This is a genomic window from Stenotrophomonas sp. YJH_SMC_33, assembly GCF_059372295.1.
The window spans coordinates 481,946-504,750 of sequence record NZ_JCAFVJ010000002.1 but is presented as its reverse complement, the minus strand read 5'-3'; the positions used below and the strand labels follow the sequence as shown (position 1 = coordinate 504,750).

The following is a 22,805-nucleotide window of genomic DNA, read 5'->3' as shown; positions in this document are numbered from 1 at the left end:
GGCGGATCGCCTGCACGCCGGTCGGCGTGCAGACGGGTAACGCGGGCCGGATCAGGCCGGCAGGTCGCGCAGCTTCTTTTCCTGCTCGGTCAGGCTGCGGACGAAACCGGGGTGGCGGAAGATGCGGTTACCGTAGTCCTCAATCGCCTTGCCATCCTTCGGAAGTGGCACATCCAGCGATTGCAGCCGCCAGATGATCGGGGCCATGGCGCAGTCGGCCAGGCTCATTTCCGGGTTGAGGAAGAACTTGCTGGCCTTGAACAGCGGAAGCGAGGCGGTCAGCAGTTCCTTCAGGCGCTTGCGCCCGGCCTCGGCCTGGGTCTTGTTGCCCAGCTGGATGGCCTGCACCTGTGGCACCCAGTCGTGCTCGATGCGCAGCATCGCCAGGCGGATGCGCGCACGCGACAGCGGATCGACCGGCATCAGCGGCGGATGCGGGTAGCGCTCGTCCAGGTACTCGCTCACCACCGACGCGGCGTAGAGCACCAGCTCGCGCTCCACCAGGGTCGGCACCGAGTGGTACGGATTGAGATCGATCAGGTCTTCGGGCGGGTTCTGCGGATCGACCGGAACGAAGTCGAAGGTGACGCCCTTGGCCGCCAGGACCAGGCGCACCCGGTGGCACAGCACATCGTCGTTCGAGGAAAACAGCGTCAGTGTATTGCGCATGCGTACGCTCGCCGCCATCAAAGGCTCTCCCACGACAGGAGACCGCCTGCCGCATCGGCGCCGCCGGCACCGTGCCGACGGTCGACTCCTCCCCGAGTGTGCAACCGACCATCACAAAAGCCAATAGGCCCGTGCGATGGCCGGCGGCCGAATCAGTGGACGTCCTTCCAGTATTCCTTCTTCAGCAGGTACAGCAGGAAGGTCAGCAGGGCCAGGAACAGGATCACCCACACGCCCAGCTGCTGGCGCTTGAGCGCGGCCGGCTCGCCGGCGTATTCGAGGAAATTGGTGATGTCCCGCACGGCCTGGTCGTACTGTCCGGCATCCACCGATCCCGGCGTTTCAATCTTCAGGCCGGTCACCGGCGGGTCCATGCCGGGGCCTTCGGCCTTGCCATGCACGGCGTGCTGCAGGCCCTGCATCTCCCACAGCGGGTTCGGCATGGAGGCGTTGGCGAACAGCGCGTTGTTCCAGCCCAGCGGCCGGCTGCTGTCCAGATAGAACGACTTGAGGTAGGTGTAGACCCAGTCGCTGCCGCGCACGCGCGCGATCAGGCTGAGATCCGGCGGCATCTTGCCGAACCACTTCTCCGCGTTCTCCTTGGGCATCGCCACCGGGATCGGGTCGCCGATCGCCGAGCCGGTGAAGTTGAGGTTGTTCATCACCTCTTCCTCGGTCAGGCCCAGGTCCTGCGCCATCCGCGAATAGCGCAGGTACTTCAGCGCATGGCAGCCGGAGCAGTAGTTCATGTACAACTGTGCGCCGCGCTGCAGCGAGGCGCGGTCACCCAGATCGTTGCCTGCCTGCAGCAGCTTGGTGCCGCCCTCGGCGGCGGAGGCCAGGAAACTGCCCAGCATCAGGGTGGCCGCCAGGGCCAGCCGGACCATCCAGCGCTCAGTCATGCGTGGTCACCCTCTCCGGTACCGGCTTGGTCTTGTCCAGCCTTGTCCATAGCGGCATGGTGATGAAGAAGGCGAAGTACAGGAAGGTCAGCACCCGGCCGATGTAGGTTTCATGCACGTCGGTGCCCGGGCCGGAGCCGATCACGCCCAGCCACACGAAGCACACCGCCAGCACGCCCAGCATCACCCTCGAGATCCAGCCGCGGTAGCGCACCGATTTCACCTTCGCCTTGTCCAACCACGGCACCAGGAACAGGATCGCGATGGCCGAGAACATCACCAGCACGCCACCGAGCTTGTTCGGCACCACGCGCAACATCGCGTAGTACGGCGTGTAGTACCAGACCGGCTTGATGTGCTCCGGGGTGACCAGGCGGTTGGCCTCGGTGAAGTTGTCGTGCTCCAGGAACAGGCCGCCGAAACCAGGCGCGAAGAAGATGATGAAGGCGGCGATGATCAGCAGGAAGCCGGCGCCTACACCATCCTTGAGCGTGTAGTACGGGTGGAACGGAATACCGTCGGCCGGAGCGTTCGGCGACCAGCGGTTGCCCTTCGGCCCCTTCTTGATCTCCACGCCATCGGGGTTGTTCGAACCCACTTCGTGCAGCGCGCCCAGGTGCAGTACCACCAGCAGCAACAGCACCAGCGGCAAGGCGATGACATGCAGCGCGAAGAAGCGGTTGAGCGTGGCGTCACTGGGCAGGTAATCGCCCATGATCCACTCGGTCAGGCCGTTGCCGATCACCGGAATGGCACCGAACAGCGAGATGATCACCTTGGCGCCCCAGAACGACATCTGGCCCCACGGCAGCACGTAGCCCATGAAGGCTTCGGCCATCAACACCAGGTAGATCAGCATGCCGAGGATCCACACCAGCTCTCGTGGCTTCTGGTAACTGCCGTAGAGCAGGCCACGGAACATGTGCAGGTAGACCACGATGAAGAACAGCGAGGCACCCGTGGAGTGCATGTAGCGGATCAGCCAGCCCCACTCCACGTCCCGCATGATGTACTCGATGGAGCCGAACGCCTCGGCGGCGCTGGTCTTGTAGTGCATCGTCAGGAAGATGCCGGTGACGATCTGGTTGACCAGCACCAGCAGCGCCAGCGAACCGAAGTAGTACCAGATGTTGAAGTTCTTCGGCGCGTAGTACTCGCTCACATGCTTGCGATAGACCGGCATCAGGCCCGGCGCGCGGGCATTGACCCAGTCGGCCACGCCGCTGGCGGTACGGCTGAGGATATTGGCCATCAGGCAGCCCCCTGCGGATCGACACCGATGATGATGGTGTTGTCGTCCTGGTAATGGTGCGCGGGCACCTTCAGGTTGATCGGCGCCGGCACGTCCTTGAAGACGCGTCCGGACATGTCGAAGCGCGACTTGTGGCAGGGGCAGAAGTAGCCGCCCTTCCACTGCGGGTCGTAGGGCTCAGGCCGGATTTCGGCGACCATTTCCGGCGAGCAGCCCAGGTGCGTGCACAGGCCGACCAGTACGGAGATGTCCGGCTTGATCGAGCGCAGTTCGGGGTTCTGCTTCAGCACGTAGTCCGGCTGCTGGTCCTTCTCGCCGGACTCGGGGTCCTTGAGACGGCCGTCCAGCCCATGCAGCGCATCGAGGATGGCCTTGGACCGCTTGACGATCCAGATCGGCTGGCCACGCCATTCCACGATCAGGCGTTGGCCTTCCTGCAGGGCGCTGATATCGGCCACCACCGGTGCGCCGGCAAGCTTGGCGCGGGCACTGGGGTTCCAGGATCTGATGAAAGGAACGGCGGTGAATCCGACGCCGACGGCGCCCACCACGGCTGTGGTGGCAGAAAGAAAACGCCGACGTCCGGTGTTGACTGGATCGTGTACCCCATCGTTGGCCATCCGGCACTCCGATATTGATTAGGTAGCTTTAAGGCTGCCAGCGGATCCGGTGGGGGCCAGAGCCGCATTGAATCGCGGTCGAGTGTAGCGGAACCGTCGCGCGCCACACAACGCTCTTTGCAAGGAGTGCCGGCTGACAGTCGGCACCCACCTGTTCAAGGGAGTGCCGACCAACGGTCGGCACCTACTGGTGACTCAATGCGGTGCGGTAACGCTCGGCCAGCTGCCCGACCCGGCGCACGTAGTACTGCGTCTCGCTGTAGGGCGGCACGCCACCGTGGCGGTCGACCGCGCCCTCGCCGGCGTTGTAGCCGGCCGCAGCCAGGGTCAGGTCGCCATTGAAGCGCTTCAGCAACCACGCAAGATACTGCACGCCACCGCGGATGTTCTGCCCGGCATCATAGGAATCGCTGACCCCGAAGCGGGCCGCGGTCGGCGGCATCAGCTGCATCAGGCCCTGCGCGCCGGCGCGGCTGAGCGCGGTCGGGTTGTAGGCCGACTCGGCGTGGATGATGGCGCGCACCACGGCTTCTTCGACGCCGAACTCGCGTGCGGCCGAGGTGATCTCGGTCTGGAACGCGGTGGTGTTCAAGCGCACCGAACCGAAGTCCACGCGTGGGTTGACGCCACAGGCATAACAGCGCTCCATGAAACTGTAGCGGATGGTACGCACCGGGCCGAGGTTGGCGACCTGGGTTGGCCGCGCACTGGTGTAGTGGCGCACCCCATCCTTCATGAAGGAATAGACCTGGCCGCTGACCATCCGCCCGGCCCGCGAGGCCGTCGGTGCCGCAGCAGGCGCGGGGGCAGCAGGCGTCGACGCGACCGCAGTGGGCGCAGCGGCGCTGGCCGCCACGGCGACCGGATTGCGTTCGATGCTGGCCACGGTGGTCGACGCAGGCTTCGGCGCGACCACCACAGGGCGCGGTGCCGGCCGGGTATCGCGGCTGTAGCTGATGCTGCTGCAGCGCGCGCCGGCCACTCGCTTGCTCACGTAGCTGGTGACCCCGTCGGCGCCCTGGCACTTGTACAGGGTGCCAGCGCTGGCCGGCGCAGCGGTCAGCGCAGCGATGATGATCGCCGTTGTCCCCAGTATCCCCTTCATGCCGCGAGTGTCCCAGCTTCGCCGGGGCTTGCCAAGCGACGTGGCTCAGCCTGTGACCGGCGGCACAGCCAGCACCTGGCCCAATCCGGCCAAACGCTGTGCCAGCTCATCGCGCAGGCCCGGCGGTGTGGTCCACAACGCCACCGGCACCCGGTCCAGGCTGAGGATCTGCGCCAGCATCATGCCGCGGCTCTCGGCGCCCATGCGCAACAGGCAATGGCCGGCACCATCAGCCTCCAGCACACCACACCACGGTGGGACGCGCCCTTCCAGCTCGGTGCGGCTGCCGGCCAGGCGGACGATGGCCTGCAGTGCGAACGGCGCCTGGCTGACCGCCTGCCGCACCATCACGTCCGGAGGGGCTGGCGTGCGCCGGTGCAGGCCCGGCTCGGAGCACTCACGTACGGCACCCATGCGGTCCACGCGCAGAGTGCGCCAGTCCTGCCGCCCCAGGTCCCAGGCAAGCAGATACCAGCGCCGCCCGTAATTGACCAGGTGCTGGGCCTCGACCTCGCGCTGGGTGACCGCGTCCTGCGCACTGCGGTATTCGAAGGCCAGCCGCGACGCCTGCCGACAGTGCTGGGCCAGCCGTCCGAGCAGGCGTGCGTCGGTGGACGGAAGGTCGGACAGGGTGGCCGTCGCCGCATGCACCTCCCCGGCCTGCCGGCGGCGGCGGGTCGGCACCAGCGGGTCGAGCTTGGACAACAGGCCCCGCGCAGTGTCGTCGATGCCGGCGACGGTCGCAGACGCGGCACGCAGGGCGATGGCCAGGGTGGTTGCCTCCTCCTCGTCCAGCAGCATCGGCAATACCGGCGCCCCCGCCCCGAGCTGGTAGCCGCCGCCCACCCCTGACGAGGCGTGGACCGGGTAGCCCAGCTCGCGCAGGCGCTCGATATCGCGGCGGATGCTGCGCCGGTCCACGCCCATGCGCTCGGCCAGCTCAGCCCCGGACCACTGGCGGCGGGCCTGCAGCAGGGCGATCAGGCGCAGCAGTCGATGGGCGGTATGGCGCATGAAGAATCGAGGACAGAAGTCGTCCGCAATAGTGCCCCAGGATGGCTTCCAGTTCACCACCCACCGCAAGGAGCAATGCCATGACCTCACGCCAGATCACCCTGTATCACGCCGCCCGATCCCGCTCGAGCGGCGCCGTGGCTCTGCTCGAAGCGCTGGGTGCCGACTACCGCATGCAGGTGCTGGACCTGAAAGCGGGCGCCAACCTGGCTCCGGCCTATCTGGCCATCAACCCGATGGGCAAGGTGCCGGCCATCGTCCACAACGGCGCACTGGTGACCGAGCAGGTCGCCATTTATCTGTACCTGGCCGACCTGTATCCGGAAGCCGGGCTGGCACCGCCGATCGGCGACGCCCTGCGCGGGCCCTACCTTCGCTGGATGGCCTTCTACGGCGCCTGCTTCGAGCCAGCGATGATCGACAAGGCGATGCACCGCGAGCCACCGCCGCGCCTGATGTCACCGTACAACGATGCGGACACCGTGCTGCAGGTGGTCGAGGCCCAGCTGGCACAGGGTCCCTACCTGCTCGGCGGGACGATGAGTGCCGCCGATGTGCTGTGGGGCAATGCGCTGGCCTGGACCACGGCCTTCGGCCTGGTGCAGCCTGCGCCGGCCACGGCTGATTACATTGCGCGGATGAGCGCGATGACCGCCTTCGACCGTTCGCGGCAGATCGATGCGGAGCTGGCGGCGGCATAAGCAGCGCCGGAGCAGCGCCGGCCGGCTTTCCTTGTAGAGCCGAGCCCACGCTCGGCTGCTCCTCCGCCTTGCACAAGGCAGCCGAGCGTGGGCTCGGCTCTACAGTGATGACCACGCCGGGCTTGGGCTTGGCCGCATGAACGCGGCGGCTGGCGCGGGATGCGGGTAGAATTGCCCGCTTTCCCGCCACCCGAATGGATTAAGCGCCATGACCGGGACGCCAGACGTCTTTCCGCCCGTCACGCCGGGCGGTACCCCGCTCGTTGCCCTGCCCGCTGGTCCGCGCAAGCCTGACCAGGTCAAGGGCAAGCTGTACATCAAGACCCACGGTTGCCAGATGAACGAGTACGACTCGGCCAAGATGGCCGACGTACTTGCCGCCAGCGATGGCCTGGAACTGACCGACAGCCCGGACGACGCCGACGTCATCCTGGTCAACACCTGCTCCATCCGCGAGAAGGCGCAGGAGAAGGTGTTCAGCCAGCTGGGCGTGTGGAAGGGCCTGAAGAACAAGGGCCGCGAGGTCATCATCGGCGTGGGCGGCTGCGTGGCCTCGCAGGAAGGCGAGGCGATCATCAAGCGCGCGCCGTTCGTTGACCTGGTGTTCGGCCCGCAGACCCTGCACCGCCTGCCGGAACTGATCCGCGCACGCCGCGAGCAGAAGCGCCCGCAGGTGGACATCAGCTTCCCCGAGATCGAGAAGTTCGACCGCCTGCCCGAGCCGCGCGCCGAAGGTCCCTCGGCATTCGTGTCGATCATGGAAGGCTGTTCCAAATACTGCTCGTTCTGCGTGGTGCCCTACACCCGCGGCACCGAAGTCAGCCGCCCGTTCGAGGACGTGGTGGTGGAAGTGGCGCAGCTGGCCGCACAGGGCGTGCGCGAGATCAACCTGCTCGGCCAGAACGTCAATGCCTACCGAGGGCCTTATGGGGACGGCGAATTCGCCGACCTTGGCCTGCTGATCCGTACCATCGCCGAGATCGACGGCGTCGGCCGCATCCGCTTCACCACCTCGCATCCGCTGGAGTTCAGCGATTCGCTGATCGATGCGTTCCGCGACGTGCCGCAGCTGGCCAACTTCCTGCACCTGCCGGTGCAGGCCGGCAGCGACCGCGTGTTGTCGGCGATGAAGCGTGGTTACACCGCACTGGAATTCAAGTCGAAGATCCGCAAGCTGCGCGCGGTGCGCCCGGACATCTCGATCAGCTCGGACTTCATTGTCGGCTTCCCCGGCGAGACCGATGCCGACTTCGAGAAGACCATGAAGCTGATCGAGGACATCGGCTTCGACCACAGCTTCTCCTTCATCTATTCGCGCCGCCCGGGCACGCCAGCGGCCGATCTGGAGGACACGATCAGCGATGCCGAGAAGCACGCTCGCCTGTCGCGGCTGCAGGAGCGCATCAATGCGCACGCCGCCAGCATCTCGGAGAAGATGGTCGGTACCGTGCAGACCGTGCTGGTGGAAGGGCCGTCGCGCAAGAATCCGAACGAACTGACCGGCAAGACCGAGAACATGCGTTCGGTGAATTTCCCGGCGCCTGCGCGGTTGATCGGCCAGTTCGTGGATGTGCTGATCACCGAAGCGCTTACAAACTCGCTGCGTGGGCGCGTGGTGGCGGAATAAGGTGTGCCGACCAACGGTCGGCACCTACCGGAAATGATGCCGGCCAGCGGCCGGCACTACCGAATGACGGGCCTCAATCCAGGCGCTTGCGGAAACGCAGGATCGCCAGCGTCATCATCACCACGATGAAGGCCAGCAGCGCCAGCGCGTCGTGCCACAGCTCCCATAGGGAGGCGCCGCGCAGCATGATGCCGCGCACCAGGCGCAGGAAGTGGGTCAGCGGCAGCACCTCGGCCAGCCACTGCACCGGCCGCGGCATGCCGGCGAACGGGAACATGAAACCCGACAGCAGGATCGACGGCAGGAACAGGAACAGCGTCATCTGCATCGCCTGGAACTGCGAACGCGCGCGCGTGGAGATCAGCAGGCCCAGCGCCAGGTTGGCCAGCACCAGCAGCACCGCGGCCAGATAGATGTCCAGCAGGCTGCCGCGGATCGGCACTTGGAACAGCCAGGTACCCAGCGCCAGCACCAGGGTGGTCTGCAGCAGGCCGATCGCTGCATAGGGCAGCACCTTGCCGACCATCAGTTCGCTGCGCGATACCGGCGTGGCGATCAGCAGTTCCATGTTGCCGCGCTCGCGCTCGCGCACCACCGCCACCGCCGTGAACATCACCAGGGTCATGGTCAGGATCACCCCGATCAGGCCGGGCACGATGTTCACCGCCGAGCGCCGCTGCGGGTTGTAGAAGCTGGTCACGCTGATTGGACCACCTGCGATGCTGCCTTCGCGTAGCGGCCGCGTATTGCTGGTCGGGCGCGCATCCAGTGGCACCTGCGCCAGCTGGATCGCCGCACTCTGCACCACGGTGTCGCTGCCATCGACCAGCACCTGTACCGCTTCGCGTCCATCGAAGCGGCGACGCTCGAAGTCGGCCGGCACCACGATGCCGACACTGATCTCGCCACGGCGCAGTGCCTGCATCAGCTGGTCGGGCGTGTACGCCTCGCTGCGCGGCGTGATCACGCCGGTGGCGACCATGTCCTGCACCAGCGCGCGCGAGGCGGCACTGTTGGCCTGATCGGCGACACCGGCATCGAGGTGACGCAGGTTGAGATTGATCGCATAGCCGAACAGCAGCAGCTGCATCACCGGAATGCCGACGATCATCGCCAGCGTGATGCGGTCGCGGCGCAGCTGCCGCAGCTCCTTGAGCACGATCGCCCACAGCCGGCGCAGGTTCATGCCGCCGGCTCCCGGCCACGGCCGCGGGTGGCGGCGACGAACACGTCTTCCAGGTTCGGCGCTACGGTTTCGATGTGCGCTTGCGGGTCGGCGCTGGCCAGCGCGCGCCGCAGCACTGCGACATCCGCTACGCCCTCATTGCACAGCACGCGCAGATGGGTGCCGATCTGCGCCACGCTCAGCACGCCGGGCAGCTCGGCCAGCACGCGGCTGGCCTGGCGTGGCTGCGATGACGTGACCTGCAGCGTGCGGCCGTCCAGCTGCGCACACAGTTCGGCCGGCGTGCCATCGGCGACCAGCGCGCCACGATCAAGAATAGCCAGCCGGTGGCAGCGCTCGGCTTCGTCCATGTAGTGGGTCGAGACCAGCACGGTGGTACCGGCGTCGGCAAGTTCAAACAGGGCCTCCCAGAAGTCGCGGCGTGACTCCGGGTCGACCGCGCTGGTCGGCTCGTCCAGGAACAGCAGTTCGGGCGAATGCACCACGGCGCCGGCCAGGGCCAGGCGCTGCTTCTGCCCGCCGCTGAGCGTACCGGCCAGCTGCGGCTGCCGGTCCTGCAACCGGTACTGCTGCAGCAGCGCATCGACCCGTTGCCGGGCCTGGTTGCGCGGCAGGCCCTGGATGGCGGCGAGGAATTCCAGGTTCTCGCGTACCGATAGGTCTTCGTACAGCGAGAAGCGCTGGGTCATGTAGCCGATGCGCCGGCGCAGTGCTTCGGCCTGCTCGGGAACCGCCAGGCCCAGCACCTCGATCTGCCCCGCACTGGGTTCCAGCAGGCCGCACAGCATGCGGATGGTGGTCGACTTGCCCGACCCGTTCGGGCCCAGGAAACCATAGACCTGGCCACGGGGCACGGTCAGGTCGACCTTGTCCACGGCCAGCAGATCGCCGAAGCGGCGGGTCAGGCCCTGCGCATGCACTGCGATGTCCGCACCGGTGTTCAGAAGCGCACCTGCACCGGCAGCCCGGCCGGAAGCGTCTGCATGTCGCTGGCTTCATCCACTTCGATCTCGGCGAGGTAGCTCAGGCGCTCGACGTCATCGCCGGTCAGTGCGTAGTACGGGGTGAATGAAGGCTCGCTGCGGATCGCGCGCACATGGCCCTTCAGTACGGTGCGCCCTCCCTCCAGCTGTATCTGCGCCGGCTGGCCGACCTTGACCTGCAGGCGCAGTGGCTGCGGCAGGTAGACGCGCGCATAGGGGCGCTCGCCAACCAGCAGCACCGCCAGTGGCGCCCCGATCGGTGCCTGGTCACCCTGCCGGTACGGCAAGGCATCGATCACGCCATCGCGCGGTGCGCGCAGCTGCAGCTTCTGCAGGTTGACGCCCTGCACCACCTGCTGCGCCTGTGCGGCGTCGGCGGCCGCCTGGCCCTGGGCGATGTCCTGCGCGCGACTGCCGTGCACCCGTTCCAGCCAGGCCTGCTCGGCGGCACGCACGCTGGCCGCGGCATTGCCGGCGGCCGCCCGTGCACGGTCCAGCTCGGCGGCGGCGATCAGGCGCTGGCGTGCCAATGGTTGCACGCGCCGATAGTAGGCAGTGGCTTCAGCAGACTGCGCGCGCAACGCGGCCAGTTGTGCCTGGGCCTGTGCGATCTGTTCCTGCCGCGGGCCGAGCTTCAGCTCTTCCAGCTGGGCCTGCGCGCGCGCCGTGTCGGCCTGCGCCACCGCGAACTGCGCGTCGCCGCGGGCGGGGTCGAGCTGCATCAGCACGGCCCCCGCCTTGACCCGCTGGCCCTCGCGCACCTCCAACGTGGCGATCACCTCGGCCGCCGGCGCCGGCACCGTGATCCGGTCCCACTCCAGTGTGCCCAGCGCCGTTGGCGTTGACTGCCCACAGCCTGCCAGCAGGCCGATGGCCGCCAGCCCGAGTCCACGCATCCCGTTGCCGATGCCCATACCATCCCCTCCTGCGACGGCGACACGGTGCCAGCTGCCCCGTGCACCCTCAATGATTCCGATCAGCCCTGACGGTTTTTTCGCCACGTACGGGCGAGCCTTTTGCTGCAAGGCTCCTCTCCACCTATCCACAGCTTGATTCAGCATCATTCCACAGCTGGTGTGGAGAACCGAACGGGGGCGGCCGTACTGGGTGCCTGGCAGCGGAAGATGCGCTGCCGTCACAGGAGCCGGCCGGCTGTGACGGTTTTTTCACCACCGCCTCATACGCCTTGTGGCACAAGCACTGCGAAGGCCTATCCACAGGTTTTCGCGCCCCCCGTCCACACCGGGTGTGGAAAACCGCGTATCGGCCCGCTGCTGGCCGCATGCCCGGTACGCGCGTAACCTTGTCATCCCAAGTCCATCGCGGTGGACGGCGAACCCGCCCCACCCCAAGCAATGAAAAGCATCGATCATCGAGACTTCACCCTGTCGCCGGAAGACAACGAGCGATTGGCCAACCTGTGCGGCCCCTTCGACGGGCACCTGCGCCAGATCGAGCTGAAGCTCGGCGTGGAGATCGCAAACCGTGGCTTCGTGTTCCGCATCAGCGGGCCCAATGAAGCCATCGTGGAGGCGCAGAAGCTGGTTGAAGCGCTGTACGCCGAAGCCGGCGAGACCGTCTTTGACAACCACGCCATCCATCTGCGCCTGGCGCAGGCCAATGTCGAGCAGATCGCCGAACGCTCCTACGAAGCGCAGGAGGTCGCGATCAAGGTCAAGCGCGGTACGGTACGTGGCCGTGGCGCCAATCAGTCCCGCTACCTGCACCAGATCGCCACCCACGACATCAACTTCGGCATCGGCCCGGCCGGTACCGGCAAGACCTTCCTGGCCGTGGCCAGCGCGGTCGAAGCACTGAACGAATCGCGGGTGCAGCGCCTGATCCTGGTGCGCCCCGCGGTGGAAGCCGGCGAGAAGCTGGGCTTCCTTCCAGGCGACCTGAGCCAGAAGGTCGATCCCTACCTGCGACCGTTGTACGACGCCCTGTACGAGATGATGGGCGTGGAGAAGGTGGTCAAGCTGCTGGAGAAGAACGTCATCGAGATCGCGCCGCTGGCCTACATGCGCGGCCGCACGCTCAACGATGCATTCGTGATCCTGGACGAAGCACAGAACACCACCATCGAACAGATGAAGATGTTCCTAACCCGCCTGGGCTACGGCTCCACCGCGGTGGTCACCGGTGACCTGACCCAGACCGACCTGCCCAAGCACGTGAAATCCGGTCTGCGCGACGCCATCGATGTGCTGCGTGAAGTCGAGGGCGTCAGCTTCACCTTCTTCGAATCCCGCGACGTGGTCCGCCACCCGCTGGTCGCGCGCATCGTCAGCGCCTACGACCGCCGCGACCTGCATCAGATCCAGCCTGGAGCGACGCCATGACCCGTGGTCCCGTGCGACTGGACGTCGCCGTCAGTTATGCCCTGCCGCGTGCCGGCCTGCCGGCGGCCGTGAGCTTTCGCAAGTGGGTGGCGGCTGCGTTGAAGGGCCGCATCCGCGAGGCCGATCTGGCCATCCGCGTGGTCGATGCCAAGGAAGGCCAGTCGCTGAACCGCCATTACCGTGGCAAGGACTACGCCACCAACGTGCTCAGCTTCCCGGCCGAAGTGCCCGAAGGCCTGCCCAAGGGCGTCAAGTTTCCACTGCTCGGCGACCTGGTGATCTGCGCACCGGTGGTGGCCCGCGAAGCCGACGAACAGGGCAAGGCGCTCAACGCCCATTACGCGCACCTGACCGTGCACGGCGTGCTGCACCTGCTTGGCTGGGACCACGAGGACGACAAGGAAGCCGAGGCGATGGAACAGCTGGAGCGCGACATCCTGGCCGAGCTCGGCATCGCCGATCCCTACGCCGGCGAGCGCTGACGACCACACACACCGGGTTCATCACGGAGGACAACCCCATCGCGCTGTTGCCCGCACTCATCGCCGCTCTTCTGCAGGTAACCACTGCCCCGGGCATCGACCCCGACCGGGAACGACCGTCGCCGTTCCCGGCCAGCGACAGCGCGGCCGACATTGCCGCCAAAGTCGCCGAGGTGCAGGCCTTCTTTGACGTCAGCCAACAGACGGCCCGCCAGGCGGTCGCCGAGGCGCAGCAGCACGCATTGATGGAACGCTTGAGGGCGCGCCACGCGGCACGCCTGGCCGGCATGTGGGTGGACAATGCGACGGGTTGGACCGTCGTCGTGCGATTGACTGGCCCAGCCTCCGAGGCGGATGAGACCCATCCAGGGGCGGACGGCCCGCAACGCGTGCGCTATATCATCGGCGCTTCAATGACCGAAGCGGAGATGCAGCGCCGTCTTCAGGCGCAGCAGGGCTGGTTCATCCCGCAGCTGCCCGGTCTGACCGGCTATGGCCTGGACGTCATGACCGGTGAACTGGAGCTGGAACTCCGGGATACCGCTGGCGCGCGCGCAACGGCGGCGACCGTGCGCGACCACCTGCAGGCGCTGCTGGGCTACCCGGTCAGGCTGCGCTGGTACCCAGCGGCATCGCAGCGCCGATCGCCCTGACCCAGCCGGGCTGCAGGTGCCGGTCCGCGCGCTGCGCAATTGTTTGCCGCCTGGCATGGCGGCACAAGGAAACCAAGGATGACCTCGGGAAACAGCTTCACGGCGATTGCAATGAGTGCGGGCCTGTTCGCAGGCCTGCTGGTGCTGGGCGCGTACACCGTGCGCCGCATCAGCGCCCGCGACCCCAGCGGCAGGCAGTGGCTGCTGCGCAGCCTGGCCCTGCTCTCGCCCTTGTGCCTGCTGGCCGGGCTGGCGACCGGCATGATCGGCCCACACCTCACGGGTAGAGCAGAACCCGTCCACCTGCCCGGGCTGTGGGAAACGTCGATGGTGCTGGTACTGGTCGGTGCCTTGACCCTGCCGGTGCTGTGGCGAACGCTGCTGCAGCAGCGGCTTGGCAGGCCGGTCAACGCGCTTCCGTTCTTCCATGCCAGCCGCACCTCGTTGCTGGTGCTGTTCGTGCTGGCCGTGATCTACGTGAAAGTGGCCAGGACAGCCGCATCGGAAATGTTGCCCTGGCTGACCAGCCCGGGCCTGTGGCCGGCGGTGGTGCGCATCGCGGGGCAATCGATGCAGATCACCATGCTCGCGGTCGTGCTTACCCTCTCACTGATGGTCGTGCGGCGGGCGATGACCGGTTTCCTGCGCCTTCTCATCGGGCTGTTCAGGCGCTCACCGGAGCTATGATGGGTGCCCTTCGCCTGCGGAAACCGCCCGTGTCACTGCGCTGCTGCCTGCCCGTGCTGTGTGCCCTTGCGGTCCCATCCGCCTTCGCTTCCAGCGTCGACCTGCCGGCCCTGATCGAATGCCGCCAGGGCGTGGCCGAGCAGGCCGCGCTGGCGCCGCTGCTGGCCGATCCGCTGAAGGCCGTGGCCCAGGGCCTGCAGCCGCTGCCGCAGGGCAACCAGTTCATGAGCGAGTTCCGGCTGGCCAGCCCGATCACCGTCTTCGGCCAACAGACCGATCGGGTGGCGGTGGCCGGCGCCAGCGTCATGGCCGTCCTCGACCAGGCCGACCCACGCCCGCTGGCCAAACGGCTGGAATTGGAGACCGGCTACGACCAGGACGGCAAGTTCATGGCCGGCCGCGAGCTGGTCAGCCGCGACGTGACCGACCCGAAGACCGGCGAGGCCCAGATCGAGTCGATCATCCTCAGCGTCTCCACCGTGGCCTCCCACCCGGGCAAGACCCTGGCCGGCTGCACCTATAGCCTGGACCTGCCCGAGGAGGAGCCGGCCGCGGCCGCCCCAGCCCCGGCCACCGGCAGTCACTGACAGGCCGTCACATCCTGCTAGACTTGGGTCAACGCCCGGCCTGCCGGGTGCCTTTTTTCCAGAGATGTCAGAAGACGACAGTAGTAGCTCCCCTGCGGAGCACAGTGAAAAGAAGCGCGGCTGGCTTGAACGCCTGACCTCCGCCTTCTCCGGCGAACCCCATACCCGCGACGAGCTGGTCGCTGTCCTGCACACCGCGCAGGAAGAAGGCCTGATCGCCGCCGATACCCTGAAGATGATGGAAGGCGCCATTTCGGTGGCCGAGCTGACCGTGGGCGACGTGATGATCTCGCGCTCGCAGATGGTCTCGCTGCCGGTTGAAGCGCCCTTCCTGGAACTGATGAAGCAGGTGGTCGAATCCGGCCATTCACGCTTCCCGGTACACGGCGAGAACAAGGACGACATCCTTGGCATCCTGCTGGCCAAGGACCTGCTGCGCGGCGTGGTCGCCGACAACGGCCCGGCCAACGTACGCGAGCTGCTGCGCCCGGCAGTGCTGATTCCGGAGGCGAAGAAGCTCAACGTGCTGCTGAAGGAGTTCCGCCTGTCGCGCAACCACATGGCCATCGTGGTCGACGAGTACGGCGGTGTCGCCGGCCTGGTCACCATCGAGGACGTGCTGGAACAGATCGTCGGCGAGATCGACGACGAGCATGACGAGGCCGAGGACCCGTCGGCGCAGATCGCCATCCAGTCCGACGGACAGTACGTGGTCGACGCGCTGACCCCGATCGGCGACTTCAACGAGCGTTTCGGCGCAATGTTCTCCGACGAGGATTACGACACGATCGGTGGCCTGGTCACCGAGGCCGTGGGCCATCTGCCGGAAGTCGGCGATGAGCTGGCACTGGACCGCTTCATGTTCCGCGTGGCCCGCGCCGATGCGCGCCGGGTACAGGCCTTCCACGTGACCGTGCTGCCGCCGGACGCGCAGGACGACGCTTGAAGCGCCGCGGCCTGATCCTCATGGTGTGGCTGACACTCTACGTGTTGGCCATGGCCCTGCCGCTGGCCGCCTTCGCGCAGCCGGCGCCGGCCACACCTGCCGTGCCCGCGGCCAGCGCTGAAGCCCCTGCTCCGCGCATCGGCGTGGTGACCATGCAGCCGGGCACGGTGTTCTTCGAACGCTTCGGCCATGACGCCATCGTGGTGGTCGATCCGCTCAGCGGCGACGCAACCTCGTACAACTTCGGCTACTTCGACCCCTCCGAGGACGATTTCATCAGCCGCTTCGCACGTGGCGACATGATGTATTACCTGGTGGCGCTGCCGCTGCAGCAGGACCTGTCGTACTACGACGAGACCGGCCGCGGTGCCAGCGTGCAATGGCTGGACCTGCGCCCGGACCAGGCGCGTGCGCTGGCCGCTGACCTGGCCGAGCGGGCCAAGCCGGAAAACGCGCGCTACCACTACGACTATTACACCGCCAATTGCGCCACGATGGTGCGCGACACCCTCGACAAGGCGTTGGGTGGTGGCCTGCAGTCGCAGCTGTCGGGGCGCTCGCGTGGCAACACCTATCGCAGTGAATCGGTCCGTCTGGCCTCGCCGGCACCATGGATGTGGCTGGGCTTCGATGTGGGCCTGGGGCCGTTCGCCGACCAGCCGCTGTCGCGCTGGCAGGAAGCGTTCGTCCCGATGCGCCTGGCCGATGCCCTGCGCCAGGCACGCAACAGCGATGGCCGGCCGCTGGTGCAGTCCGAACAGGAACTGTTGCCGCACCGCATCGATCCGGAGCCGAAGGAGTTCGCACGCCGCTGGTGGCCGTGGCTGCTGTGCGGCCTGGTGATCGCCGCTGGCGTGCTGGCGCTGCGCAACCGCCCGCGCCTGCTGGCCGGGCTGGCACTGCCGTTCTGGCTGCTGTGCGCTCTGTTGGGTGGCGTGCTGGTGTTCCTGTGGGGCTTCAGCATCCACTACGCCGCGTGGGCAAACCGCAACCTGCTGCTGCTTTCGCCGCTGGCCGTGCTGCTGCTGCCCGGTGCGATCGCGCTGCTGCGCCGGCGCCTGCCGGGACGCATGTTCAGCATCATGTTGTGGCTGCTGGCGGTACAGGCGGTGGCCGCACTGGTGCTGCACTGGCTGAGCCTGCAGGCCCAGTACAACGTGCAGTGGATCGTGCTGCTGCTGCCGGTGCACGCGGCCCTGGCGTGGGTGCTGGGGCGCCGTCCTCACTTGTCCGAAACACGGCCCTGACGCACGATGGCGGGCATGTCATTGCCCGCCTCCGCTTCCGCCCCGGCTTCGGCCAACCCTACCTGCGTCATCAACTGCGTCCACTACGATGACGAGGGCAAACGCCACGACATCAGCCTGGACGCCATCAGCGATGTCATCGCCAGTGGCAATGGCTTCGTGTGGGTCGGCCTGTACGATCCCAACGACGATGTGCTGCTGAAACTGCAGGAAGAATTCTGCCTGCACGACCTGGCCATCGAAGACGCGCGCAACGCACACCAGCGGCCCAAGGTCGAGACCTACGGCAATTCGCTGTTCGTGGTGGTGACCACCGCGCAGATGGTCGACGAGCGCATCCAGTATGGCGAAACCCATGCCTTCCTCGGCCCGCGCTTCCTGGTGACGGTGCGCCACGGCGCCTCGCTGTCCTACGCGCCAGTGCGCGCACGCGTCGAGCGCGAGCCGCAGCTGCTGAAAATGGGCCCGTCGTACTGCCTGTATGCGGTGACCGACTTCGTGGTCGACAACTACCTGCCGATCGTGCACCGCTTCCGCGATACCCTGGACCTGCTGGAGAAGGACATCTTCGCCGAGAATTACAAGCGCAGCACCGTGGTGCGCCTGTACGAGCTCAAGCGCGAACTGAACAAGATGCGCATGGCAGTGGCGCCACTGCAGGACGTGCTTGCGCAGCTGCGCCGCTACCAGGGCGAACTGATCCCGGACGAAGTGAAGCTGTACGTGCGTGACGTGCATGACCATGCGGTGCGCATCAGCGATGTGATCGACACCCTGCGTGAGATGCTGGGCACCGCGCTGAGCGTGAACCTTTCGCTGGTGACACTGGCGCAGGGCGAGACGGTCAAGCGGCTGGGTGCGTGGGCCGCACTCTTGGCGGCGCCGACGCTGATCACCAGCTGGTACGGCATGAACTTCAGCCACATGCCGGAGCTGAGCCAACCGTGGGCCTACCCACTGATGATCGTTGGCGTGGGCGGCGTCTGCGTAGGGCTGTACCGGCTGTTCAAGCGCGCGAAGTGGTTGTAGCGCGTATCGACCAACGGTCGATACCCACCATGCACGGGGGGCGTCGATACCCCGCAATCCGGTAGGCCCCGACCGTTGGTGGTGGCACATGACCCGCTTCTGGTAGTGCCGGCCGCTGGCCGGCAATCAGGGCAATGCAGGCCAGCGACCGGCACTACCGCTCGGGATCAAGCCACGTAGACGGTCTTGATGTTCATGAACTCATGGATGCCATGGTCAGCCAGCTCCCGACCAAAGCCTGACTGCTTGCTGCCGCCGAACGGCAGCCGCGCGTCGCTCTTGACGATGGCGTTGACGAACGCCGCACCGCATTCCATGCGCTGCGCGAAGCGCTCGCCGCGTACCGGATCGCCGGTCCACACGCTGCCGCCCAGGCCGAAGCGGGTGTCGTTGGCCACGCGCAGTGCCTCGGCCTCATCCTTGACCCGGATCACCGCGGCCACCGGCCCGAACAGCTCCTCGTCATACGCCGGCATGCCCGGGCCGACCTGGTCGAGCACCGTGGCCGGATAGCCGGCATGGGTGCCGGCTATCGGCTCACCACCGATCAGCACCCGCGCGCCCTTGGCCACGCTGGCCTGCACCTGCTTGTGCAGTTCGTCACGCAGGTCGGCGCGAGCCATCGGTGCCAGCGTGGTGCCAGGCTTATCGGGATCGCCGTACTGGCGCTCGCCCGCCGCCTCCACAAAGCGACGGGTGAACTCATCGGCCACCGCCTCGACCACGATGAACCGCTTGGCCGCGATGCAGGTCTGGCCGCTGTTGTCGAAGCGCGACTTCACCGCTGCGGCCACGGTCTTGTCGAGGTCGGCATCGTCGAGCACCACGAAGGCATCGCTGCCACCCAGCTCCATCACCGACTTCTTCAGCTGGCTGCCGGCATTGGAGGCGATCGAGCGCCCTGCCCGCTCGCTGCCGGTCAGCGTCACCGCCTTCACCCGTGCGTCGCGCAGCACGTCGGCGGCCTGGTCGTTGTCGATGTGCAGCACGTCGAACACCCCATCAGGCAGGCCGCCGTCACGGCACACCGCCAGGATCAGGTCGGCGCACTGCGGCACGTTGCTGGCGTGCTTGAGCAGGGCGACGTTGCCAGCCATGAACGCCGGGGCGAGGAAACGGAACACCTGCCAGATCGGGAAATTCCACGGCATCACCGCGAACACGCAGCCGATCGGCTCGTAGCGCACGTAGCTGCGCTGGGCTTCGGTATCGATCAGCTGCGGCTTGAGGTAGTCGGCCGCGTGGTCGGCGTAGTACTCGCAGGCCGCCGCGCACTTGTCGACCTCGGCCAGCGCCTCGGCCTTGAGCTTGCCCATCTCGTGGGTCATCGCCTGCTGCAGGTCGTCGCGGCGCGTGCGCAGCTGAGCCGCGATCTGGCGCAGGATCGCGCCGCGTTCCTGCAGTGAACGCTCGGCCCAGCCGGGGAAGGCATCGGCGGCGGCCTGCAGGCGCTGCTCGATGTCGGCAGCGCCCATCAGTTCATGGCGGTAGGTCACCTGGCCGGTGGCCGGGTCGACGATCTCGACGGTCATGGGGGATCTCCATCTGGAAGACCCCCATTGTGCGCCGCCGGCCGTGAGCCGGGTGTTGCCGGCACAGTGGACGGATCGTGTACTCAGCCGTTGTCCTGCCGCGCCAGCTGCAGGTCGCGCTGGCGCCGCTTCTCGGCGCGGGCATTGATGTACCAGCCGATCACCGCGGCGATCGATACCGCCGACACCAGCAGCGTGGCCAGTGCATTGATCTTCGGGCTGATGCCCATGCGCACCGACGCGAACACCTTCATCGGCAGCGTGGTCGAGCCCGGCGTGGCGACGAAGCTGGCCACCACCACGTCATCCAGCGACAGGGTGAACGCCAGCAGCCAACCCGCCACCAGCGCCGGCGCGATGATCGGCAGGGTGATGCGGGTGAACACGGTCAACCGGCTGGCGCCCAGGTCCATCGCCGCTTCTTCCAGCGACAGGTCCATTTCCTGCAGGCGCGAGGACACCACCACGGTGACGAAGCAGAGGGTGAAGGTCACGTGCGCGATCCAGATGGTGGCCAGGCCACGCGCCGGGAAGCCGGGAATCGCGCCCATCGATGCCAGCAGCGCCATCAGCGAGAAGCCCAGGATCACGTCCGGCATCACCAGCGGCGCGGTGACCAGCGCCCCGAACAGTGGCTTGCCGCGGAAGCGCTTGAAACGGGTCATCACCATCGCCGCCAGCGTACCCAGCACAGTAGCGGTACACGCAGTCCAGAACGCCACCACCAGGCTGGTCCACATCGCCTCCATCAGCGCGCGGTCGGCGAACAGGTCGCTGTAGGCGCGGGTGGAGAACCCGGCCCAGACCATCGCCAGCCGCGAGCTGTTGAACGAATAGAACATCAACAGCAGAATCGGCAGGTACAGGAAGGCGAAGCCCAGCAGCAGCACGCCCAGCCCCAGGCCCTTGGCGGTACGCGGGCTCATGCCTGCTTCCCTTCCAGCAGGCGCTGCTGGGAACGGTTGAACAGCAGGATCGGCACCAGCAGCAACAGGATCATCGCCACCGCCATCGCCGACGCGCCCGGCCAGTTGCGGTTGTTGAAGAACTCGTTCCACAGCTGGCGGCCGACCATCAGTGTCTCCGAACCACCGAGCATTTCCGGGATCACGAATTCACCCACCGCCGGGATCATCACCAGCATGCAGCCGGCGATGATGCCCGCCTTCGACAACGGCAGGGTGATGCGCAGGAACGCCTGCCACGGCTTGGCACCGAGGTCGTAGGCCGCTTCCAGCAGGCGGTGGTCATGCTTGACCAGATTGGCGTACAGCGGCAGCACCATGAACGGCAGATAGCAGTAGACGATGCCGATGTAGGCGGCGGTCGGGGTGTCGATCAGCTGCAGTTTCGGCAGGCCCATCGACGTCATAAGCGTCTGCAGGCCGGTGAACTGCAGGAACTGGTCGAGCAGGCCGTTGCGGTCCAGGATCGCCTTCCACGCATACACGCGGATCAGGAACGAGGTCCACGACGGCAGCACCACCAGCATCATCGCCACGTTGCGAGCGGCGGGCGACAGGCGCGCGATGGCATAGGCCATCGGATAGCCGATCAGCAGGGTGAAGAAGGTGGAGATCGCCGCGATCCTGATCGAGCTCAGGAACGCCTGGGCATAGATCGAATCGCGGAACAGCGCCAGGTAGTTTTCCAGGTTCAGCTTCAGCGAGAAACCGCCGTCGGCGTACTGCAGCAGCCAGGTATACGGCGGCGAGCCGACCCGGCTGAGCGAGAAGCTGATCATCAGCACGATCAGGAACGGCACTGCGAAGAACAGCAGCAGCCACAGGTACGGAATGCCGATCACCGTGGCACGCAGCCCCGGCAGCCAGCGCTTCAGGCCGGCGACGCTCATGAGGTGAGCACCACGCCGTCGTTGTCGCGCCAGTGCACCCACACCTCGTCGCCCCAGGTGAAGCCATCACTGGCCCAGCGCTGCGAGTTGGCGAAGTTGGCCAGCACCTTGGCGCCGCTGGGCAGCCGCACGTGGTAGACCGAATGGCTGCCGAAATAGGCGATGTCCTCGATCACGCCCTGCGCTTTGTTGGTGTGCCCTTCCGGCTCGTCCTTGCCGATCATCACCTTTTCCGGGCGCAGCGCGAATGCGACCGGCTGCCCTTCGTAACAGGTGATGCCATGGGCGATGTAGATCGGCGCCGGGAACAGCGTCGAGCGCACGGTCACGTATTCGGGCAGGTCCTCGTCGATCACCCCGTCGAACAGGTTGACCGAGCCGATGAACTCGGCAACGAAGCGGTTGGCCGGCTGCTCGTAGACCTCGTCCGGCTTGCCGACCTGCTGGATCCAGCCGGCATCCATCACCGCGATGCGGGTGGCCATGGTCATCGCTTCTTCCTGGTCGTGGGTGACCATCACGCAGGTCACGCCCGACGACTCGATGATGCTGACCAGTTCCAACTGCATCTGCGAGCGCAGCTTCTTGTCCAGCGCGCCCATCGGTTCATCCAAAAGCAGCAGCTTCGGCCCCTTTGCCAGCGACCGCGCCAGCGCCACGCGCTGCTGCTGGCCACCGGACAGCTGGTGTGGCTTGCGCTTGCCCAGGTGGCCCATCTGCACCAGGTCGAGCATCTCGCCGACGCGCTTGCTGATCGCGTCCTTGCCCAAACCATCCTGCTTCAGGCCGAACGCAATGTTCTGTTCGACCGTCATGTGCGGGAACAGCGCATAGGACTGGAACATCATGTTGACCGGCCGCTGGTACGGCGGCAGCGCGTCCAGGCGCTGGCCATCGAGGGTGATGCTGCCCTTGGTGGGCGTCTCGAAGCCGCCCAGGCAGCGCAGCAGGGTCGATTTGCCGCTGCCGGAGCCGCCGAGCAGGGCAAAGATCTCGCCCTTGCGCACGTCCAGGTTGACGTCGTCGACGGCGACGAAACCGTCGAATTCCTTGCGCAAATCACGAATGGAGAGATAGCCGGGCGCACCGGTCGTGTCGACGACGGCGGCTACCGGCTGGGCTTCAACGGGCATGGGGGCTCCGGGAGCGGGCGGTGGACAGCGGCCGCCATTCTAACGGCCGGGGGCTGCAGGGGATATGACGGAGGCAGGCGGAAGCGGCCGTTGGCCGGCCTCGGGGGCTAGAGCAGTGTCGGTTTTCCCCCGCCATGGTGGCCTGTCCGCCGGAAGGCCCGGGCTCTCCTCGACGCCCGGACGGCCGTCCCGGCCAGGCACCACGGGCGGCGGCCCGATCTGCAACATTTTTCAGAGCGTGATCCATTGAAAG

23 protein-coding genes are annotated in these 22,805 nt (G+C 66.7%); 10 read left to right on the top strand and 13 right to left on the bottom strand.

What is annotated here, in order from left to right:
* Positions 1 to 51: 51 nt before the first annotated feature.
* The 6 genes from AC5P9W_RS06140 to AC5P9W_RS06115 all read right to left on the bottom strand — a co-directional run bounded on the left by AC5P9W_RS06140 (position 52) and on the right by AC5P9W_RS06115 (position 5,562).
* Complete coding sequence (locus AC5P9W_RS06140; RefSeq protein ID WP_021203577.1) at positions 52 to 687, bottom strand: glutathione S-transferase N-terminal domain-containing protein; 636 nt, start codon at positions 685 to 687, stop codon at positions 52 to 54.
* A 134-nt stretch (positions 688 to 821) separates the two neighbouring features.
* Entirely contained in the window at positions 822 to 1,571 is a 750-nt protein-coding gene (locus AC5P9W_RS06135; RefSeq protein ID WP_058979545.1) for a cytochrome c1, read from the bottom strand.
* Positions 1,564 to 2,823 (bottom strand): cytochrome b, encoded by a 1,260-nt coding sequence (locus tag AC5P9W_RS06130; protein ID WP_019659030.1) that lies wholly within the window; start codon positions 2,821 to 2,823, stop codon positions 1,564 to 1,566. The genes AC5P9W_RS06135 and AC5P9W_RS06130 overlap by 8 nt, the downstream gene beginning before the upstream one ends.
* Positions 2,823 to 3,443 (bottom strand): ubiquinol-cytochrome c reductase iron-sulfur subunit, encoded by a 621-nt coding sequence (gene petA, locus AC5P9W_RS06125; RefSeq protein WP_021203575.1) that lies wholly within the window; start codon positions 3,441 to 3,443, stop codon positions 2,823 to 2,825. The genes AC5P9W_RS06130 and petA overlap by 1 nt, the downstream gene beginning before the upstream one ends.
* 184 nt (positions 3,444 to 3,627) lie before the next feature.
* Entirely contained in the window at positions 3,628 to 4,548 is a 921-nt protein-coding gene (locus AC5P9W_RS06120; protein WP_111097900.1) for a lytic transglycosylase domain-containing protein, read from the bottom strand.
* 45 nt (positions 4,549 to 4,593) lie between these two features.
* Complete coding sequence (locus AC5P9W_RS06115; protein WP_495218956.1) at positions 4,594 to 5,562, bottom strand: helix-turn-helix transcriptional regulator; 969 nt, start codon at positions 5,560 to 5,562, stop codon at positions 4,594 to 4,596.
* Between the two features lie 80 nt (positions 5,563 to 5,642).
* Here AC5P9W_RS06115 and AC5P9W_RS06110 point away from each other — a divergent pair, with 80 nt between their 5' ends.
* Together AC5P9W_RS06110 and miaB are read left to right on the top strand one after the other, a co-directional pair.
* On the top strand, positions 5,643 to 6,263 hold the full coding sequence (locus AC5P9W_RS06110; protein WP_058979542.1) for a glutathione S-transferase family protein: 621 nt from the start codon (positions 5,643 to 5,645) through the stop codon (positions 6,261 to 6,263).
* Positions 6,264 to 6,471: 208 nt separating this feature from the next.
* Entirely contained in the window at positions 6,472 to 7,890 is a 1,419-nt protein-coding gene (miaB, locus tag AC5P9W_RS06105; RefSeq protein WP_111097897.1) for a tRNA (N6-isopentenyl adenosine(37)-C2)-methylthiotransferase MiaB, read from the top strand.
* A gap of 73 nt (positions 7,891 to 7,963) precedes the next feature.
* On the opposite strand, the gene AC5P9W_RS06100 is transcribed toward miaB, so the two are convergent.
* Genes AC5P9W_RS06100 through AC5P9W_RS06090 form a run of 3 tightly spaced genes read right to left on the bottom strand, consistent with a single transcriptional unit; the run spans position 7,964 to position 10,973 of the window.
* On the bottom strand, positions 7,964 to 9,076 hold the full coding sequence (locus tag AC5P9W_RS06100; RefSeq protein ID WP_021203570.1) for an ABC transporter permease: 1,113 nt from the start codon (positions 9,074 to 9,076) through the stop codon (positions 7,964 to 7,966).
* Positions 9,073 to 9,996 carry an ABC transporter ATP-binding protein gene (locus tag AC5P9W_RS06095; protein WP_111097895.1) on the bottom strand — a complete coding sequence of 308 codons (924 nt, stop codon included), beginning with the start codon at positions 9,994 to 9,996 and terminating at the stop codon, positions 9,073 to 9,075. The genes AC5P9W_RS06100 and AC5P9W_RS06095 overlap by 4 nt, the downstream gene beginning before the upstream one ends.
* A gap of 20 nt (positions 9,997 to 10,016) precedes the next feature.
* Positions 10,017 to 10,973: an HlyD family secretion protein gene (locus AC5P9W_RS06090; protein WP_021203568.1), complete on the bottom strand. Its 957-nt coding sequence runs from the start codon at positions 10,971 to 10,973 to the stop codon at positions 10,017 to 10,019.
* A gap of 441 nt (positions 10,974 to 11,414) precedes the next feature.
* Between AC5P9W_RS06090 and AC5P9W_RS06085 the strand changes: the two genes are divergently transcribed.
* The 8 genes from AC5P9W_RS06085 (at position 11,415) to AC5P9W_RS06050 (ending at position 18,032) form a co-directional block, all read left to right on the top strand.
* Positions 11,415 to 12,401, top strand: coding sequence for a PhoH family protein (locus AC5P9W_RS06085; protein ID WP_019659038.1), 987 nt, complete (start codon positions 11,415 to 11,417; stop codon positions 12,399 to 12,401).
* Positions 12,398 to 12,883: an rRNA maturation RNase YbeY gene (gene ybeY / locus AC5P9W_RS06080; protein WP_019659039.1), complete on the top strand. Its 486-nt coding sequence runs from the start codon at positions 12,398 to 12,400 to the stop codon at positions 12,881 to 12,883. The genes AC5P9W_RS06085 and ybeY overlap by 4 nt, the downstream gene beginning before the upstream one ends.
* A gap of 47 nt (positions 12,884 to 12,930) precedes the next feature.
* On the top strand, positions 12,931 to 13,536 hold the full coding sequence (locus AC5P9W_RS06075) for a hypothetical protein (RefSeq protein ID WP_019659040.1): 606 nt from the start codon (positions 12,931 to 12,933) through the stop codon (positions 13,534 to 13,536).
* Between the two features lie 78 nt (positions 13,537 to 13,614).
* A complete protein-coding gene (locus AC5P9W_RS06070; RefSeq protein WP_188250426.1) occupies positions 13,615 to 14,223 on the top strand; it encodes a hypothetical protein in 609 nt (202 codons plus the stop codon).
* Positions 14,223 to 14,810 (top strand): hypothetical protein, encoded by a 588-nt coding sequence (locus AC5P9W_RS06065; RefSeq protein ID WP_180832779.1) that lies wholly within the window; start codon positions 14,223 to 14,225, stop codon positions 14,808 to 14,810. The genes AC5P9W_RS06070 and AC5P9W_RS06065 overlap by 1 nt, the downstream gene beginning before the upstream one ends.
* 64 nt (positions 14,811 to 14,874) lie before the next feature.
* Positions 14,875 to 15,756 (top strand): CorC family transporter, encoded by an 882-nt coding sequence (locus AC5P9W_RS06060; protein ID WP_019659043.1) that lies wholly within the window; start codon positions 14,875 to 14,877, stop codon positions 15,754 to 15,756.
* Entirely contained in the window at positions 15,753 to 17,003 is a 1,251-nt protein-coding gene (locus tag AC5P9W_RS06055) for a lipoprotein N-acyltransferase Lnb domain-containing protein (RefSeq protein ID WP_021203564.1), read from the top strand. Before AC5P9W_RS06060 ends, AC5P9W_RS06055 begins: the two co-directional genes overlap by 4 nt.
* Before the next feature lie 6 nt (positions 17,004 to 17,009).
* Positions 17,010 to 18,032, top strand: coding sequence for a magnesium and cobalt transport protein CorA (locus tag AC5P9W_RS06050; protein ID WP_019659045.1), 1,023 nt, complete (start codon positions 17,010 to 17,012; stop codon positions 18,030 to 18,032).
* A gap of 167 nt (positions 18,033 to 18,199) precedes the next feature.
* Here AC5P9W_RS06050 and AC5P9W_RS06045 read toward each other — a convergent pair whose 3' ends face one another.
* The 4 genes from AC5P9W_RS06045 to AC5P9W_RS06030 all read right to left on the bottom strand — a co-directional run bounded on the left by AC5P9W_RS06045 (position 18,200) and on the right by AC5P9W_RS06030 (position 22,552).
* Positions 18,200 to 19,564 carry an NAD-dependent succinate-semialdehyde dehydrogenase gene (locus AC5P9W_RS06045; protein WP_206621640.1) on the bottom strand — a complete coding sequence of 455 codons (1,365 nt, stop codon included), beginning with the start codon at positions 19,562 to 19,564 and terminating at the stop codon, positions 18,200 to 18,202.
* Between the two features lie 83 nt (positions 19,565 to 19,647).
* Positions 19,648 to 20,490: an ABC transporter permease subunit gene (locus AC5P9W_RS06040; RefSeq protein WP_021203562.1), complete on the bottom strand. Its 843-nt coding sequence runs from the start codon at positions 20,488 to 20,490 to the stop codon at positions 19,648 to 19,650.
* Positions 20,487 to 21,419 carry an ABC transporter permease subunit gene (locus AC5P9W_RS06035; RefSeq protein WP_021203561.1) on the bottom strand — a complete coding sequence of 311 codons (933 nt, stop codon included), beginning with the start codon at positions 21,417 to 21,419 and terminating at the stop codon, positions 20,487 to 20,489. Before AC5P9W_RS06035 ends, AC5P9W_RS06040 begins: the two co-directional genes overlap by 4 nt.
* Positions 21,416 to 22,552 carry an ABC transporter ATP-binding protein gene (locus AC5P9W_RS06030; protein ID WP_329866200.1) on the bottom strand — a complete coding sequence of 379 codons (1,137 nt, stop codon included), beginning with the start codon at positions 22,550 to 22,552 and terminating at the stop codon, positions 21,416 to 21,418. Before AC5P9W_RS06030 ends, AC5P9W_RS06035 begins: the two co-directional genes overlap by 4 nt.
* Between the last annotated feature and the right edge of the window lie 253 nt (positions 22,553 to 22,805).

What these genes read in the sequence shown, in the direction of transcription:
- AC5P9W_RS06065 (WP_180832779.1), top strand. Translation starts at nt 14,223, where the DNA reads ATGGGTGCCCTTCGCCTGCGGAAACCGCCCGTGTCACTGCGCTGCTGC.
- AC5P9W_RS06130 (WP_019659030.1), bottom strand. Translation starts at nt 2,823, where the DNA reads ATGGCCAATATCCTCAGCCGTACCGCCAGCGGCGTGGCCGACTGGGTC.
- AC5P9W_RS06040 (WP_021203562.1), bottom strand. Translation starts at nt 20,490, where the DNA reads ATGAGCCCGCGTACCGCCAAGGGCCTGGGGCTGGGCGTGCTGCTGCTG.
- miaB (WP_111097897.1), top strand. Translation starts at nt 6,472, where the DNA reads ATGACCGGGACGCCAGACGTCTTTCCGCCCGTCACGCCGGGCGGTACC.
- AC5P9W_RS06140 (WP_021203577.1), bottom strand. Translation starts at nt 687, where the DNA reads ATGGCGGCGAGCGTACGCATGCGCAATACACTGACGCTGTTTTCCTCG.
- AC5P9W_RS06100 (WP_021203570.1), bottom strand. Translation starts at nt 9,076, where the DNA reads ATGAACCTGCGCCGGCTGTGGGCGATCGTGCTCAAGGAGCTGCGGCAG.
- AC5P9W_RS06120 (WP_111097900.1), bottom strand. Translation starts at nt 4,548, where the DNA reads ATGAAGGGGATACTGGGGACAACGGCGATCATCATCGCTGCGCTGACC.
- AC5P9W_RS06085 (WP_019659038.1), top strand. Translation starts at nt 11,415, where the DNA reads ATGAAAAGCATCGATCATCGAGACTTCACCCTGTCGCCGGAAGACAAC.
- AC5P9W_RS06060 (WP_019659043.1), top strand. Translation starts at nt 14,875, where the DNA reads ATGTCAGAAGACGACAGTAGTAGCTCCCCTGCGGAGCACAGTGAAAAG.
- AC5P9W_RS06050 (WP_019659045.1), top strand. Translation starts at nt 17,010, where the DNA reads ATGGCGGGCATGTCATTGCCCGCCTCCGCTTCCGCCCCGGCTTCGGCC.
- AC5P9W_RS06135 (WP_058979545.1), bottom strand. Translation starts at nt 1,571, where the DNA reads ATGACTGAGCGCTGGATGGTCCGGCTGGCCCTGGCGGCCACCCTGATG.
- petA (WP_021203575.1), bottom strand. Translation starts at nt 3,443, where the DNA reads ATGGCCAACGATGGGGTACACGATCCAGTCAACACCGGACGTCGGCGT.
- AC5P9W_RS06035 (WP_021203561.1), bottom strand. Translation starts at nt 21,419, where the DNA reads ATGAGCGTCGCCGGCCTGAAGCGCTGGCTGCCGGGGCTGCGTGCCACG.
- ybeY (WP_019659039.1), top strand. Translation starts at nt 12,398, where the DNA reads ATGACCCGTGGTCCCGTGCGACTGGACGTCGCCGTCAGTTATGCCCTG.
- AC5P9W_RS06090 (WP_021203568.1), bottom strand. Translation starts at nt 10,973, where the DNA reads ATGGGCATCGGCAACGGGATGCGTGGACTCGGGCTGGCGGCCATCGGC.
- AC5P9W_RS06030 (WP_329866200.1), bottom strand. Translation starts at nt 22,552, where the DNA reads ATGCCCGTTGAAGCCCAGCCGGTAGCCGCCGTCGTCGACACGACCGGT.
- AC5P9W_RS06070 (WP_188250426.1), top strand. Translation starts at nt 13,615, where the DNA reads ATGACCTCGGGAAACAGCTTCACGGCGATTGCAATGAGTGCGGGCCTG.
- AC5P9W_RS06115 (WP_495218956.1), bottom strand. Translation starts at nt 5,562, where the DNA reads ATGCGCCATACCGCCCATCGACTGCTGCGCCTGATCGCCCTGCTGCAG.
- AC5P9W_RS06045 (WP_206621640.1), bottom strand. Translation starts at nt 19,564, where the DNA reads ATGACCGTCGAGATCGTCGACCCGGCCACCGGCCAGGTGACCTACCGC.
- AC5P9W_RS06110 (WP_058979542.1), top strand. Translation starts at nt 5,643, where the DNA reads ATGACCTCACGCCAGATCACCCTGTATCACGCCGCCCGATCCCGCTCG.